Consider the following 14,516-nt stretch of genomic DNA (forward strand, 5'->3'; position numbering starts at 1 on the left):
GCGCCGCAAGCATCGCGCCCGGGCGGCGTCAATCAAGGAAAATCTGGATCTGAGTGATGTGCCCGCTTGCGCGCTCCACTCACTCCACGCGCTTCACGCGCCCCGCACGCCCGACCCGCGGCCGACCGCGGGACGGGGCGCGCGGCGCTGCGGTCACTGCGCGCGGGCGGTGAGGCGGTAGATGACCGTCTTGAAGGGCGCGTTGCCGGCGATCTTCTCGGCGTCCTTCGACGTCTCGCCCTCGTCGACGATCTTCTGCAGCTTGGTCGCGACCTCGGCGTCGCCCTTCGGCGAGAGGGCGTCGATGACCGAGACCGAGACGAAGCGCACGGCCGCGTTCGTGATCTTCGGCATCGCGTCGATGATCTGCTGCCGGACCTCGGGGGTGCCGAGCACGCCCGCCATGTAGGCGGACTTGATCCCCTGGAACTGCGTCTCCTTCGCCTGCGACGCCGGATCGCCGAGCTTGCCGACGTAACAGTCGAGCTTGGTGCCGCAGGCCGAGAGTAGATCCTTCGCGATCTTGATCTCCTTCTCCATCGACTTGCCGACCGTGCCGCCGCCGCTCGTCTTGGTGCCCGCGAGCCGGTCGACGTCGGCGATCTGGTCGGGCTTCATCAGCTTGAGCGCCGTCTGCAGCGAGACGTCGCGGATCTGCGCGACGTCGTCCTCCTCGCCGCGCGCCTCGAGGCCGGTCTTCACGAGCCACGGCACGAGGCTCGCGTCGAAGAAGTTGCTCGCCGCCTCGGCGAGCATCACCCGCGCGTTGATGCCGGCCGGCGGCATCTCGAGCCCCGCGGGCGTCTTGTCGTAGGCCGCCTGGAAGGCCGCCAGGGTCTCCGGCGTCTTGGGCACCTTGGTCAGCTCGCGCGCGATGATGGCGCGCGGCACGTCCTCGGCCTTCTCGAGCGCGGCGAGCAGCGGCTGCGACGACTCCTGCCGGCCGATCGTCGCCAGGACGAGCGCGGCCGCCGCCACGTGGGCGGTCTCCGCGGCCTTCTTCTGCTCCGCGCTCGCCTTGTCGCCGCCGGCGCCCTTCAGGTTCTCGACCTTCGAGTACTCGACGAGCTCCTTCTGGTCGCCCTGGAGCAGCGCGATCGTCGGCTGGATCGCGGGCTTGCCGATCTTCGTGAGCGCGAGGATGGCGGTCGTGGCCGCGTCCGCCTTGAGCGGCGACAGCACCACCTTGAGCAGCGGCACGACCGCCTTCTCGCTGCGCTGCCACCCGAGCAGCTCCGCGGCGGTGATCTGCCAGAACAGCTCGTTCCGCATCGTGGCGACGTCCTTCGGGTCGTTGATCGGGCGCCCGATCATCGTGATGAGCCCGTCTTCCCAGGACTTGCTGTTGATGTCGACCATCGCGTCGTGCACGTCGCGCGAGATCGTCGAGCCCTTGGGCTTGCCGTGCTGGAGCTTCGAGAAGACGGCCATGAGCGGCTCGGCGGCCTTCTCCGACTTCATCGCGCCGAGGCCGCGCACGGCCCAGCGGACGTCCTCCTCGGTGGACTCGGGCTTGTAGTCCTTGAGCGCCTTGATGAGGCAGGCCTCGCCGCGCGGGTCCCTCGTGTCGGAGATGAACTTGATGAGCTTCGAGTTCGTGCGCTCGTCGAGATCGCCGGCGACGCACTTCTGCGTCATCGGCTCGATGATCTTGTCGAGGAGCGGCTTCACGGTCGGGCCGGTCCGGTCCTTGTTGTCACGCGTCATCGCGTCTTCGAAGAACTGGACGAGCCGGTTGACGGAGGCGGTGAGCGTGGCCGGATCGTCGAGCCGCTTGACGTGCGTCTCGGGGTCGTTCTCGTCGCCGCATCCGACGATGACCCCTGCGGAGAGCGCCATCGACGACGCGGTGGCGGCCCCCAGGAGGAGCGAGCGAAGGAGCGGCAGGATGCTGCGTGCTGAGCGGGACATGGTGTTTCCTCCGGGACCTCGGTGATGCTGCCGGCCTGACCTCGCCGTCGCACGGTGCGCTTCGGGGGAGGCGGTCAGCGGCTAGCCTTCGTTAGCCTGAGGGGACGAAAGTGGACAAAAACAGCGCGCGGCAGGGGGCGCGGCCCCCCTTCGGCCACGACGTGGCGCCGCTCCGCCATGGAAACGGCGAAGCCGACGCTATTCGCCGCCAGAGAACGTGTCAACGCGAGCGCGGCGCCGAGACGAGCCGACGGATCCCCGTGGCGAAGAGCCGGTCGGGGATGACACGGCGCAGCGCGACGAGCGCCCGTGCGTCCCGGCCAACGAGGGTCCGGAAAGGCGGGGATGCGTCGTCGATGAGGCGGAGGATCGCCGCCGCGACCGGGGCGGGCGGCGGCGCCTTGGCGGCGTCCTTCAGGACGATCTGCTCGATCGCCCTGGTCATCGCGCCATAAGGGCCGTCGAGGGAGACGTGGGCGCCGCGCCGCTGGTTTTCGTAGAAAATTTCGGTCTTGAAGGTGCCGGGCTCGACGAGGCAGACGTGGACGCCGAACGGGGCGACCTCCCAGCGCAGCGCCTCGCTGAAGCCCTCGACGGCGTGCTTCGTGGCCGCGTAGGCGCTCACGCCGGGGAGGCCGACGAGCCCGGAGATGCTCGAGACGTTGACGATGCGGCCGCGCCCCGCGCCCCGCATCGCCGGGAGCACGGCGCGCGTCACGGCCATCAGCCCGAAGACGTTGGTCTCGAACTGCGCCCGGACATCGCCGTCCGCCTGCTCCTCGAAGGCGCCGCCGACCGCGATGCCGGCGTTGTTGACGAGGGCGTAGGCGGGGCCGTGCTTCTGAAGGATCTCCCGGATCCTGTCGGGCGCGCTCGCCGCGGCGACGTCGAGCTGCTCGATCTCGAGCGTGACGCCCCGCGCGCCGGCGGCGGCGAGGAGCGCGCCGGCCTTCTCGGGGCGGCGCATCGTGGCGATGACCCGGTGGCCCGCGGCCGCGCACGCGACCGCCGTCGCGAGGCCGATGCCGCTCGAGGAGCCGGTGACGAGGACGAGGTGACCCATGGCGAAGGGGCGCGAGTATAGGCGAAGCGCGGTGCGGCGGGGGAGCGCGGCATGTGCGGCGCGCGCGGCACGTCGAGTCGTCGCCACCGCGTCACCGCGCCACCGCGCCGCCGGGGCACGCGCTCAGCCGATGATCATCGCCTCGCTGAGGAGCCGGCCCTCCCTGAAGCGCCGCAGGTTCCAGCGATCGAACAGGGGGAGGGAAGCGCCCTCGGCGATGTGCTGCGCGAGCAGCTTGCCCATGACGGGCGCGATCATGAAGCCGTGCCCCATGAACCCGGAGGCCTGGTAGAAGTGCTCGACCTCGTCGACCCCGCCCACGATCGGGTTCTGATCCGGGGTGAGGTCGTAACAGCCGGCCCACTGCCGCAGCACCTTGACGCTGCCGAGGATCGGGCACGCGGCGACGAGCGCCCGCGCGTACAGGGCGAGGAACTTGTGGCTCGACCCCATGTCGAGGCCGTCGGGGACGTCCTCGTTGGAGATGCCGCCCACGATCTCGCCGCGCATCGACTGGGAGAAATAGAGGCCGTTCGAGAGATCCGCGACGAGCGGGCCGAGCCAGGGCTTGAGCGGCTCGGTCGAGCAGATCTCGTGGCGGTGCGGGTGGTTGGGCAGCTCCACGCCGAGCATGCGCGCGACCTCGGGGCTCCAGGCGCCGGCCGCGTTGACGACCCGGTGCGTCCGGATCTCGCCGCGATCGGTGACCACGGCGTCGATCCGCGCGCCCTGCGTGCGGAAGCCGAGGACGTTCGTGAAGGTGGCGATGTCGACGCCGAGCTTCTGCGCGCGCTCGGCGTAGCCCCAGACGAACGGCCAGGGGAACACGACGCCGTCGTCGGGGTTGTAGCTCGCCGCGACGACGCCGTCGGTCGAGAGCTGCGGCACGATCGCGCGCGCCTCGTTGGCGGTGAGCATCCGCGTCCCGAGGCCGCACGCGTTCTGCACGGCGACGCTCTTCTCGAGCGTCCGGCGGCCCGCCTCGCTGCGCACGAGGAAGAGGTAGCCGCCCTGCCGGAACCAGATGTTGATCTTCATCTCGCGGGCGAAATCCCGGCAGATGCGGATGCTCTCCTGCATGAGCCGGATGTTCCCCTCGCTCGAGAACTGCGCCCGGACGCCGCCGCCGTTGCGCCCGCTGGCGCCGCCGCAGAGGTAGCTCCGATCGACGACGACGACGTCGGTGATGCCGTGGTGCCGCGCGAGGTTGTACGCGATCGCGAGGCCCATGATCCCCGCGCCGATGATGACGATCTCGGCCTGCCCCCGCATCGCGCCTCAGCCGAGCTCCGACCTCGCCGCGGCGACGACGGCGGCCTGGAGCGCGCCGTTCGAGGCGATGATGCCGCGGCCGAGCTTGAGCCCGGGGCCGGTGTAGTCGATGGGCGCGCCCGAGAGGTCGGTGAAGCTGCCGCCCGCCCCGAGGAGCACGGCCTCGGGCGCGCAGCTGTCCCAGAGCTTGGCGCCGCCGCCGCCGTGCACGTAGAGGTCGACCTCGCCGGTCGCGATCCGGGCGATCTTCACGCCGACGGAGCCGCAGGGGACGACCTTCGAGATGCCGAGCCGCGCGAGGAGCGGCTCGATCTCCTTCGGCCGGTGCGAGCGCGAGATGATGAGCGTCGCGTCGGCCGGAGCGCTCACGGCCGAGACCCGGAGCGGCCTGCGGCTGCCGTCCCTCGCCTCGAGGAAGGCGGCGCCTCCCTCGCCGGCGCGGCCGGCCAGCGCCTCGCCCGTCGTGGGCATCACGACGACGCCCAGCGCCGCGCGGCCGCGGACCGCGAGCCCGATCATCACGGCGAACTCGCCGTTCCTGTCCGCGAACTCGCGCGTGCCGTCGAGCGGGTCGACGAAGAACACCCGCTCCTTCTGCAGGCGCGCGGCGAGCTCGTCGCCGCTCGGGACGCTCTCCTCGGCGAGGATCGCCTCGCCGGGGAACGCGGCCTCGAGCGCGCTGCAGATGAGCGCGTTCGCCTCGCGATCGGCACGGGTCACCGGGTCGCCGGGGCCCTTCATCTCGACGGCGAACGGCGTCGCGTACACGTCCATCACGATCGCCGCCGCGGCGCGCGCGATGCGGACGATCTCGTCGAGCTCCCTGTCGTTCTGGTCCATCCTGCTCACACCTCGATCCCTGCCTGCTTGAGGCGCGCGGAGAGCTCCGTGAGCGCCGAGTCCTGGAGGTAGGGGGGCATGCCGGCCTCGCGGACGAGCTGGTCGAGCTGGGCGACCGAGCGGGGGCCGAGCACGGCGGACGAGACGACGCGGTTCGCGAGGACGAAGCGCAGGGCCGCCGAGCGGAGCGAGGTGACGGCGCCCGAGACCAGCGGCCTGAGCGCGTCGAGCTGGCGGATGCGGGTCCTGAACTCGTCGCGGGTCCACCGCTGGTAGCGGTGATCGTCGAGGTAGAACTCGCGATCGGCGCTCCACTGGCCGGCGAGCAGCCCGTGCGCGAGCACCGATCGGGCGAGGACGCCCGCGCCGGACTCGGAGACGTCCCCCGCGACCTCGTGGAGGTCGCCGGGGAGGAAGGCATTGTAGGCGATCTCGATGACGTCGACCTCGTCGCGCAGCGCGGAGCGGGCGACGTCCGCGGAGCCGGCGCTCACGCCGAAGGCGCGGATCTTCCCGGCCTGCTTGAGGTCCTTCAGGAAGCCGAGCGCCTCCTTCGAGTGCATCGCGGCCACGGTGGGGTTGTGGAGCAGCACGACGTCGACCACCTCGCGGGCGAGGCGCTCCTGGGACCGCTCGAACGCGGTGCGGAGGTGGGCCGGGTCGAACCGCTTCGTCGGGGGATCGCCGTCGCGAACGGTGCCGATCTTGGTGACGACGAACGTCGTGCCGGCGCCCTGGAGCCGCCTGCCGAGGCAGCGCTCCATCTCGCCGCGGCCGTAGACGTCGGCGGTGTCGAAGAGGTCGATGCCGACCGCGAGCGCGCGATCGATGACGCGATCGATCTCGGTGTCGGCAATGGCACCGTAGCCGTCGCCGGAGAGTCCCCAGGTGCCTAGGGCGAGCTCCGAGACCTGAAGGGTCGTCTTGCCGAGGGGGCGCTTCCTCACGGGCGGCGATCTACACCAGCGCCGGGAGGGCGCCACGAAATAGGGGCGGAGCCCCGGGGCACGGCGCGCCGCGTCGCGCGCCGCGCGCCGTGCGCCGTGCGCCGTGCCAACGCGCGGCCGAGCTGCCCCGGGGCGGGCGTCCCTGGTCGAGCCTCGGCGCGCGGTCGCAGGGCGCGTCCTCCGGGGCCCCACGCGCCGGCGCGGGCCGTCGGGCCGCCACGTCCCTGCGCGCTCGGCCACGGAACGCTCCATGCCAGAGAGCCAGGGAAGGGGCGTGATGCGGAAGCGCGGGGGGCGGCGCCGCCGAGGGCAGGGTCTTCGGGTGACATGTCGAGTCGAGCCCTGCCGGTGGCCGACGAAGGGGGCTGGAGAGTATGGCGAAAGGGCCTAATGAGGCATCGGCGGCCGAACCCGTCAGCGACCGGAGGTCGCGGCCGCCCGCGGCGAGCACCACGGCGCGGCGCGCGCTGGAGCTCGTCGCCGTCCGAGGCAAAGACGTGCTCGGCGTCCGCCACGTGCTGGCCGAGGGGCGCGCGCACATCGGCGACACGCCCGCGTCCATCGTGCGCGTGCCGTCGGGGGAGCTCGATAGAGCGGCCCCGGTCATCGCGGAGGTGATCGGCGCCCGCTACGTGCTGCACGTGCCGCGGCGGACGCGGGCGCGCCTCCACGGCGCCGACGGGCTCGCGCGCCTCTTGACGGGCCCGGTCGATATCGAGCTCCAGGAAGGAGACCGCGCCGTGCTCGTGATCGGGGCCGTCCAGATCCGCGCGCAGATCGTGCCCATCGAGATCATCTCACGCCTGGGTGCGTCCGGACTGCGCTGGATCGGCCTCATCGGCGCCCTGTACCTCGTCGCGCTCGGCATCTGTGCCGCCCTCGCGCCGCGCGACCGCGCCCGCCTCGACGAGGGGTCGATCCGCCGCGCGGTCAACGAGGCCGCGGCGCAGCTGTGGCCAGACCACATCCCTGCGCCATGACGTGAGGGCACCGCCGACCTGGCCGTCACCGGCGGGTGATGCCCGCGCGTCGTGGAGTGGTATTCTCTGCCCTCCATGCGATTCAAGATCGTTCCGCCCCAGCCGGTTCAATTCCTGCTCTGCTCGCTTGCCGTCCTTGGCTGTGACGGCACGTCCGCCGAGCACGACGACCCGAGCAGCGAGCCGCGGGACGGGATCCTGAGCCTGCCGTCCGGCTGGAACTCCATCGAGCCGGGCGGCGAGACGACGTGCTCGCGCGGTGATCCTTTCAAGTACTTCGTCCGTCCGGGCACCGTCAATCGCCTCATCGTCGAGTTCCGCGGCGGCGGCGCGTGCTGGAACGCGACCACCTGCTCGGCCGCGGGATCGCTCTTCCAGGAGACGGTCGGCGACGACGCCCTGGCGACCGGGATCTACGATCATGAGAACCCGGACAACCCCTTCAAGGACTGGCACCATGTGTACATCCCCTATTGCACCGGGGACGTCCACTGGGGCGACAACGTGGCCACGTATGGGGAGGGGAGCCAGGCCGTCACCATCCAGCACAAGGGCGCCGTCAACGTCCGCGCGGTGCTCGGCTGGATCTACGAGAACGTCCCTGCGCCAGAGACGATCTTCGTGACGGGCTGCAGCGCGGGCGCGTATGGAGCCATCCTCTGGTCCGCGCACCTGCGGGAGCACTACAAGAGCGCGTCGGTCATCGAGTTCGCCGACAGCGGGGCAGGGATCATCACCGAGACGTTCTTCAGGGACAGCCTTCCTTCCTGGAAGCCCGAGGGCGCTTATCCCACGTGGATACCAGGCCTCGACCCGGCCGAGCTCTCGCGGCTGTCGGTGCTCTACGAGAAGATCGGCGCGTATTACCCCGACATGCGCCTGTCGCAGTACAACACCGCCTATGATGAGGAACAGGCGTTCTTCTTCAGCGCGATGGGCGGCGGCGACGCCCAGGAGTGGTCAGACGCCATGAGGGCAGAGATCGCCGAAATCGAGGCATCGACGCCGAACTTCAGGTCGTTCCTTGCCGCCGGCACCGCGCACTGCATCCTCTGGCGGCCAGAATTTTACACCCTCGAGTCGCGCGGGACGCGCCTCGTGCGATGGCTCGACGGGCTCGCGAACGGCGCGCAGCCGCCGAGCGTCGCCTGCGACGCTTGCGGCTCGCCTTGAGCGTCGCCCGGGGGCGGGCGGCGCGGTGGCCGAGGAACCGACGGGCGCGGCCAGCGCGCTGGCGGGCGCTGGCGGGGGTGGGCCCGGGAAGCGTCGTGGCCCGAGCGGACGCGTTCGGTTGCGGCGGCAGTTGACGCGCAGCCAGAGCTCAAGATTATGTCCGCCGCGAACGCGGGCGCGTGGGCGCATCCGCGGCGGCCCCGGAGGAAGAGCTCCGGGGGGAGACAGAGGGATTCATGCGCACGCTTTGTATCGATATCGGCGGAACGGGGATCAAGGCCATCATCCTCGACGAGCAGGGGAATCCGATGACGGATCGTGTGCGGGTGCCGACGCCCCAGCCGGCCTCGCCCGACCCCATCCTCGATCTCATCGATGAGCTCGCCCGCGCGCAAGGGGAGTTCGATCGCGTCTCGATCGGCTTCCCCGGCGTCGTGATGGAGAACGTGACCAAGACGGCGCCGCACCTCGACAACGAGAAGTGGAAGGGCTACCCGCTCGGCGAGGCCGTCGAGCGCCGCCTCGGCAAGCCTGCCCGCGTCGCCAACGACGCGGGCATCCAGGGGCTCGCCGTCATCGAGGGCAGGGGGCTCGAGATGGTGCTCACCTTCGGTACGGGGCTCGGCTGTGCCCTGTACATCGACGGCCGCTACGTGCCGAACCTCGAGCTCGGGCACCATCCGTACGGAAAGAGGGACCTGAAGTACGAGGACCGCGTGTTCGACGCCGAGTGCAAGCGCATCGGCCCGAAGCGCTGGAACAAGCGGGTGCGCAAGATGATCGCGCAGGTCGAGCCGATCTTCAATTACCGCAAGCTCTACCTCGGCGGCGGCAACGCGCGCCTGCTCGACGCCTCGCGGTTGCCCGAGAACGTCGTCGTTGTGGACAACGTCGCTGGCCTGCTCGGCGGAATCAAGCTCTGGGCCTAGCCCAGGGCGGCGGCGCGCTCGTGCGCTGGCGGGGAGGCTGGCCTCCTCGCCAGCGCGGTTTCCTCGTCTGGCCGCCTTCACGCCTGAGACAACGCGCCGGTCCGGGGCGGGCCCGCGCTGGGTGGGCCGCGCCGGTTCCCAAGCGGGCGTGACCGTCGTACCCTGGCCCGATGAACTCGCCCGACGCACCGAAGCCCGACGCACCGCCCGCGGCCAATCCAGCGGCGGACGCTGATCTCGACCCTTTTCGCCTCCAGTCGCCGGAGACCCTCGCGAACCCGTACCCCGTGTACGCCAGGTTGCGCCAGGAAGCGCCCGTGTACTTCAGCGCGGCTTACAACGGCTGGCTCATCACCCGCTACGACCAGGTTGCGGCGGGCTTCCGTGACCCGCGCCTATCGGCGAAGCGCTCCAGCGCCTTCGTGACGAAGCTGCCTGACGAGGTGAGGCAGCGGCTGGAGCCGTTGCGCCGCAACCTGGCGTCGTGGGCCTTGCTGCTCGATCCGCCGGAGCACACGCGCATCCGCTCGCTGATCAACAAGGCGTTCGTGCCGCGGCTCGTCGAGGGGTTGCGCTCCCGGGTGGAGACGCTGGTCAACGAGCTGCTCGATGCGGTCGCCCCGACGGGCCGGATGGACGTCCTCCGCGATCTCGGCGACCTCTTGCCGCTGCTCGTGATCGGCGAGGTGCTCGGTGTACCCGTCGAGGACCGGCACCGGCTGAAGGGCTGGTCCAACGCGCTCAGCGGCTTCCTCGGCGCGGGCCGGCCGACGCTGGAGATCGCGGGGGGCGCGCTGAGCGCCGTGGCCGAGCTGGAGGACTATTTCCGCGGCGTGATCGCGGCCCGGCGGCAGAGCCCTGGCAACGACCTGCTCAGCCAGCTCATCCTCGCGGAGGAGCAGGGCACGATCCTCGGCGAGCAGGAGCTCCTCTCCACGTGCTGCATGTTGCTCTTCGGCGGCCACGAGACGACGAAGAACCTCATCGGCAATGGCCTGCTCGCGCTGCTTCTCCACCGTTCCGAGCGCGAAGCATTGCGCGGCACCCCGTCGCTGATCGGCCCGGCGGTGGAGGAGCTGCTCCGATACGACTCTCCGGTGCAGTGGATGAGCCGCGTCGCGCTCGACGACATCGAGCTCGACGGCGTGCGCATCCCGAAGGGTGATCGCGCCTTCCTCGTGCTCGGCGCGGCGAACCGCGATCCCGCGCAGTTCCCCGACCCCGACAAACTCGACTTCCGCCGCACGGACATCCGTCACATCTCGCTCGGCCTGGGCGTCCATTACTGCGCCGGCTCCGCGCTGGCCCGGGTAGAGGCCCAAGCTGCCATCTCCACGTTCCTGCGCCGTTTCCCCGACGCCGAGCTCTCTCCTGGGCCGCTGACCTGGCGCATGAACCCCGGCATGCGCGGCCTCACCGCCATCCCGATAGAGCTAGGCCCGCAAAACTCCGCTTCCTGACCCAACCCATCGCCGCTTCTCCAGACCATCCTCCACCCCGCCCGTTCCACCCTGGAGCCGCCGGGGAGAGGGGAGGGGGCGCGCGGGGGCGAGGGGGAAGGGCCCCGCGGATCCGAGCGCCGGCCCGCTCCGCAGCCAGTCCCCCCAGATCTCCCTCTCCCGTACAGCCGGCCATAGCCACCACAAGGCGCGAGTCCGCGGGAAGGGCCCCCCTCGCCCCCGCGCGCCCCCTCCCCTCTCCCCGGCGGCCGTCGCGCCCTGGTTCTAGCTGTTGAGCCGCATCCCCGGCGCCAGCTGCCCAGGCAGCGCCACCTTCGCCGCCTCCAGCCCCGCGACCGGATACGCGCAGTAGTCCGCCGCGTAATACGCGCTCGGCCGGTGGTTCCCGCTGCTCCCGACCCCGCCGAACGGCGCGGCGCTCGACGCCCCCGTCAGCGGTTTGTTCCAGTTGACGATCCCCGCCCGCGATTCCCGCCAGAACCGCTCATAAAGCTCCCTGCGATCCGAGATCAGCCCGGCCGCGAGCCCATAACGTGTGCGGTTGGCCAGCGAGAGCGCCTCATCGAAGCTCTCGTAGCGCTGCACCTGCACGAGCGGCCCGAAATGCTCCTCGTCCGGGAGCTCCTTGATCGCCGACACATCGAGGATGCCGGGCGAGAGCAGCGCGGTTCCCTCCTCGAGCCGGCGCATCTCCAGCAGCACCTCGCCGCCGAGCGAGACCAGCCGCGCCTGCGCCGCGAGCAGCTGATCCGCCGCCGCGAGCGAGATCACCGCGCCCATGAAGGGCTGCTCCGCGTCGTCGTACCTGCCCACCTTGAGCCGGGACGCCGCGTCGACCAGCCTCGCCAGCAGCGCGTCGCCCTCCGGCGTCGCCGGCACGAGCAGGCGCCGCGCGCACGTACACCGCTGGCCCGCCGAGATGAAGGATGACTGGAGGATATGGTGTATCGCCGCCTCGGTATTCGCGACCTCCTGGACGATGAGCGGGTTGTTGCCGCCCATCTCCAAAGCGAGGATCTTCTCCGGTTGACCCGCCAGCTGCCGGTGCAGCGCGTTGCCCGTGCCGGAGCTGCCCGTGAAGAAGAGGCCGTCGATGCCCGGGTGACCGGCGAGCGCGACGCCGGTGCGCCTCCCCCCCTGGACCAGGTTGAGCACCCCGGCCGGGACGCCCGCCTCCTGCCAGAGCCGCGCGGTCTCCTCCGCGACCCTCGGCGTGAGCTCCGAGGGCTTGAACACCACGCAATTGCCCGCGATCAGGGCCGGGACGATGTGGCCGTTCGGCAGGTGCCCCGGGAAGTTGTAGGGCCCGAGCACAGCGACCACGCCGTGCGGCCGGTGCCGCACCACGGCCGTCGCGTCGCCCGCCTCGGCGTGACGCTCGCCCGTCCGCTCGCGCCAGGCCATCAGCGACACGTCGATCTTGCCGATCATCGTCTGGACCTCGGTGAGCGCCTCCCACCGCGGCTTGCCCGTCTCCAGCCCGATCACGTCCGCGAGCCGGGCCTTGTGCTCGCCCAGGAGGCCCGCGAACCGCTTCACCAGCGCCGCCCGCTCCTCCAGGCCGCGATCGCGCCACGCAGCGAACGCGCCGCGCGCCGCCGCCACGGCCGCGTCGACCTGCTCCTCGCTCGCCGCGCGCCCCTCGAAGACGATCGCCTGCGTCACGGGGTTCCGGCTCGCGAACGGCTCGCCCGCGCCGGTCACCCAGCTGCCGTCGATGAAATGGGTCGACATGGTCACCTCTCTGTCGCGGAGCTCCCCCCGCGGAACACCACACGGGCTCAGCGGTCCGTCCAGCCAGTATGGTTTGCGTCCACCTCGCTCCGCCAGTGCGCATCGTACCAGAGGCCGGCGTCCCCAGGGCTCGCACGCCCCCGGACGGAACATCGCGCCGGCGACCGCCCTGTGAACGATGGGGCCGCTCGCCGACCTCGCCAGGGCTTCACCGCGTCAGGGGGCGACCACAACATCATGTGTCCCGGTGCCACTGAGCCCCAACCCGAGGGGTTCTGCTCGGTCGAGTGCTCTCCTGGTGAGAATCCAGGAGCCTAGGTCTCAATGCTCTTCGTGCTCCATCGTCCCGAGTTCGCCTGTGGCGGGCGCGCGACATTCACGGGAATGCCCCGTGGCGAACAGGTGTGCTGACCGTGTTTGCGCTTTGGATCACGCTCCGGGCGCACTGCAGCAGGGCGCTCTCCACGCCCGGTGACACCAAGTCTTGACGGTCCTGTGGCTGGCGTGGAGGCGTGCTCATGTCAGTTTTCCCGCCGATGCATCACACGGTGGCTATCTCAGACATCCATCTATGTGAGCTCGAGCCGACCGACGGCCTCTGGATGCGCTATCGGCAGGCGCCGTACTCCCCGGACGGGGAGATCGCGGCGATGCTCGACGCGCTCCGGGGAGAGGTCCGGAAGGGGGCGGGCGGCTCCGGGGGGCCCGGCGCGGAGCGCGACGAGCTCACGCTGGTCCTGAACGGCGACATCTTCGACCTGGATGCGCCTCGGGTGATCGGAAACGAGAGCGTTGTCCACGACCTGCCGCGCACCGCCGAGCACGCCGTGCCGGCGATGGAGGCCATCCTCCGCGATCACCCGGTGTTCGTCGCGGCCGTCGGCCGGATCGTCGCGGACGGGCATACCGCGGTCTTCGTGGCGGGCAACCACGATATCCAGCTGACGCTGCCCGAGGTGCGCGAGGCGGTGCAGCGGAGCATCGTGGATGCGGCCATGCACGAGCTCGCCGCTCGGGACGGTGGCCCTCCGGCGGGCTCGACCGAGGAGCTCCGCGCGGCGCTCGCGGCGCGGGTGGCCTTCCGCGCCTGGTTCCACCGCACGCACGACGGCGTCATCGTCGAGCACGGCAATCAGTACGACTCCTACTGCTGTTATCGCTACCCGATGGCGCCGTTCGGCCGGAAGCCGGGGGAGATCCAGCCGACGATGGGCTCGCTCGTGAGCCGCCTGCTCGTGTCGCGCATGGGGTACTTCAACCCGCACGTCGACTCGTCGTTCATGCTCTCCGGCTTCGGCTATCTCTCTCACTGGACGCGGTACTACCTGTTCTCTGGCCGCTCCCTCGTGTTTGCCTTCGGCGTGGGCGCGCTGCGCACGATGATCGAGCTCGTGCGCCGGCGCGACCCGAGCCGCCGGGCGCTCCGGCGCGCGGACCTCGCCGCGGCCGCCCGCGAGACGGGCGCGCCTTTCCCGGCGGTCGTCAAGCACGCGCGGCTGTTCGCGCGGCCGGCCGAGGACTGCCTCGGCCGCGTGGCGCGCGAGCTCTGGCTGGATCGCCTCGGGCTCGCGGCGATCGGGATCCTCGCGGCGCTCGCGTGCCTGTGCTGGATGCCGGGGGGGCTCGCGGCGGCGGCGGCGTTGCTCGCGCCGACGCTCCTCGTCGCGTACGAGTGCGCCGTGCCGAAGCCCACGCTCGACGCGGTCTGGCAGGGCGTGAACCAGGCGGCGCGGTCCGTGGCCAGGGCGCACGGCGCCAAGGCCGTGATCTTCGGGCACACCCACAACCCGGAGGGGAACTGGGAAGCCGGGGTGTTCTTCGGGAACACCGGCTCCTGGTCCGCGGCGTTCGAGGACATCGCGTGCACGAAGCCCGTCTTCGAGGCGCGCCCCCTCGTCTGGCTGCGTTCCGAGGACGACGCGGGTCCCGAGGCGCCCCTCTCGGGCGGCCTCGTGATGTGGAAGGACGAGCGGTTCCAGCCCTGGAGAGCCGACGCGAGGCCGTCCGTGCCCAGGAAGGCCGAGGTGGCCAAGCGCCCGCGCCCGGCGCTGCGTCCGCGCCCCGCGCTACGGCCCCAGGCGACGGCCGCGCTGCGCGGCTAGGCTGCCGGCGCTCATCGGGTCGTACAGCGCCTGTCGGGTTGAGCCCAGCGCGCCCGGACGATAGAGTCGGCGCGGACCTCGGCCCTGGGGAGCTCCCCGGCGCGA

The 14,516-nt window shown here is 71.2% G+C and carries 11 protein-coding genes; 5 read left to right on the forward strand and 6 right to left on the reverse strand.

Annotated elements, in window-relative coordinates:
* Window positions 1–153 precede the first annotated feature (153 nt).
* The 5 genes from WMF29_RS03625 to WMF29_RS03645 all read right to left on the reverse strand — a co-directional run bounded on the left by WMF29_RS03625 (window position 154) and on the right by WMF29_RS03645 (window position 6,033).
* A complete protein-coding gene (locus WMF29_RS03625) occupies window positions 154–1,911 on the reverse strand; it encodes a hypothetical protein (protein ID WP_437327496.1) in 1,758 nt (585 codons plus the stop codon).
* A 220-nt stretch (window positions 1,912–2,131) separates the two neighbouring features.
* Window positions 2,132–2,974, reverse strand: coding sequence for an SDR family NAD(P)-dependent oxidoreductase (locus tag WMF29_RS03630; RefSeq protein ID WP_437327497.1), 843 nt, complete (start codon window positions 2,972–2,974; stop codon window positions 2,132–2,134).
* Window positions 2,975–3,097: 123 nt separating this feature from the next.
* Window positions 3,098–4,246, reverse strand: a complete 1,149-nt coding sequence (locus WMF29_RS03635) for an NAD(P)/FAD-dependent oxidoreductase (protein ID WP_272097783.1) — start codon at window positions 4,244–4,246, stop codon at window positions 3,098–3,100.
* Between the two features lie 6 nt (window positions 4,247–4,252).
* Window positions 4,253–5,086, reverse strand: coding sequence for a 3'(2'),5'-bisphosphate nucleotidase CysQ family protein (locus tag WMF29_RS03640; protein WP_437327498.1), 834 nt, complete (start codon window positions 5,084–5,086; stop codon window positions 4,253–4,255).
* A 5-nt stretch (window positions 5,087–5,091) separates the two neighbouring features.
* Window positions 5,092–6,033 (reverse strand): aldo/keto reductase, encoded by a 942-nt coding sequence (locus WMF29_RS03645; protein ID WP_437327499.1) that lies wholly within the window; start codon window positions 6,031–6,033, stop codon window positions 5,092–5,094.
* A 374-nt stretch (window positions 6,034–6,407) separates the two neighbouring features.
* Here WMF29_RS03645 and WMF29_RS03650 point away from each other — a divergent pair, with 374 nt between their 5' ends.
* From WMF29_RS03650 to WMF29_RS03665, 4 genes are all read left to right on the forward strand, one after another.
* Entirely contained in the window at window positions 6,408–7,013 is a 606-nt protein-coding gene (locus WMF29_RS03650; RefSeq protein ID WP_437327500.1) for a hypothetical protein, read from the forward strand.
* 75 nt (window positions 7,014–7,088) lie between these two features.
* Window positions 7,089–8,186 (forward strand): pectin acetylesterase-family hydrolase, encoded by a 1,098-nt coding sequence (locus WMF29_RS03655; RefSeq protein ID WP_437327501.1) that lies wholly within the window; start codon window positions 7,089–7,091, stop codon window positions 8,184–8,186.
* Between the two features lie 236 nt (window positions 8,187–8,422).
* Complete coding sequence (locus tag WMF29_RS03660) at window positions 8,423–9,115, forward strand: ROK family protein (protein ID WP_437327502.1); 693 nt, start codon at window positions 8,423–8,425, stop codon at window positions 9,113–9,115.
* 170 nt (window positions 9,116–9,285) lie between these two features.
* Window positions 9,286–10,575, forward strand: a complete 1,290-nt coding sequence (locus WMF29_RS03665; protein ID WP_437327503.1) for a cytochrome P450 — start codon at window positions 9,286–9,288, stop codon at window positions 10,573–10,575.
* A 264-nt stretch (window positions 10,576–10,839) separates the two neighbouring features.
* Here WMF29_RS03665 and astD read toward each other — a convergent pair whose 3' ends face one another.
* Window positions 10,840–12,309, reverse strand: coding sequence for a succinylglutamate-semialdehyde dehydrogenase (gene astD / locus WMF29_RS03670; RefSeq protein WP_437327504.1), 1,470 nt, complete (start codon window positions 12,307–12,309; stop codon window positions 10,840–10,842).
* 548 nt (window positions 12,310–12,857) lie between these two features.
* Between astD and WMF29_RS03675 the strand changes: the two genes are divergently transcribed.
* Complete coding sequence (locus tag WMF29_RS03675) at window positions 12,858–14,411, forward strand: hypothetical protein (protein WP_437327505.1); 1,554 nt, start codon at window positions 12,858–12,860, stop codon at window positions 14,409–14,411.
* Window positions 14,412–14,516: the final 105 nt, after the last annotated feature.

Origin of the sequence: Sorangium sp. So ce381 (genome assembly GCF_051473845.1) — a bacterium.
Lineage (GTDB): Bacteria > Myxococcota_A > Polyangia > Polyangiales > Polyangiaceae > Sorangium > Sorangium atrum.

Coding starts and splice junctions, on each gene's coding strand:
- WMF29_RS03625 (WP_437327496.1), bottom strand. CDS start 1,911: ATGTCCCGCTCAGCACGCAGCATCCTGCCGCTCCTTCGCTCGCTCCTC.
- WMF29_RS03660 (WP_437327502.1), top strand. CDS start 8,423: ATGCGCACGCTTTGTATCGATATCGGCGGAACGGGGATCAAGGCCATC.
- astD (WP_437327504.1), bottom strand. CDS start 12,309: ATGTCGACCCATTTCATCGACGGCAGCTGGGTGACCGGCGCGGGCGAG.
- WMF29_RS03650 (WP_437327500.1), top strand. CDS start 6,408: ATGGCGAAAGGGCCTAATGAGGCATCGGCGGCCGAACCCGTCAGCGAC.
- WMF29_RS03655 (WP_437327501.1), top strand. CDS start 7,089: ATGCGATTCAAGATCGTTCCGCCCCAGCCGGTTCAATTCCTGCTCTGC.
- WMF29_RS03640 (WP_437327498.1), bottom strand. CDS start 5,086: ATGGACCAGAACGACAGGGAGCTCGACGAGATCGTCCGCATCGCGCGC.
- WMF29_RS03630 (WP_437327497.1), bottom strand. CDS start 2,974: ATGGGTCACCTCGTCCTCGTCACCGGCTCCTCGAGCGGCATCGGCCTC.
- WMF29_RS03665 (WP_437327503.1), top strand. CDS start 9,286: ATGAACTCGCCCGACGCACCGAAGCCCGACGCACCGCCCGCGGCCAAT.
- WMF29_RS03635 (WP_272097783.1), bottom strand. CDS start 4,246: ATGCGGGGGCAGGCCGAGATCGTCATCATCGGCGCGGGGATCATGGGC.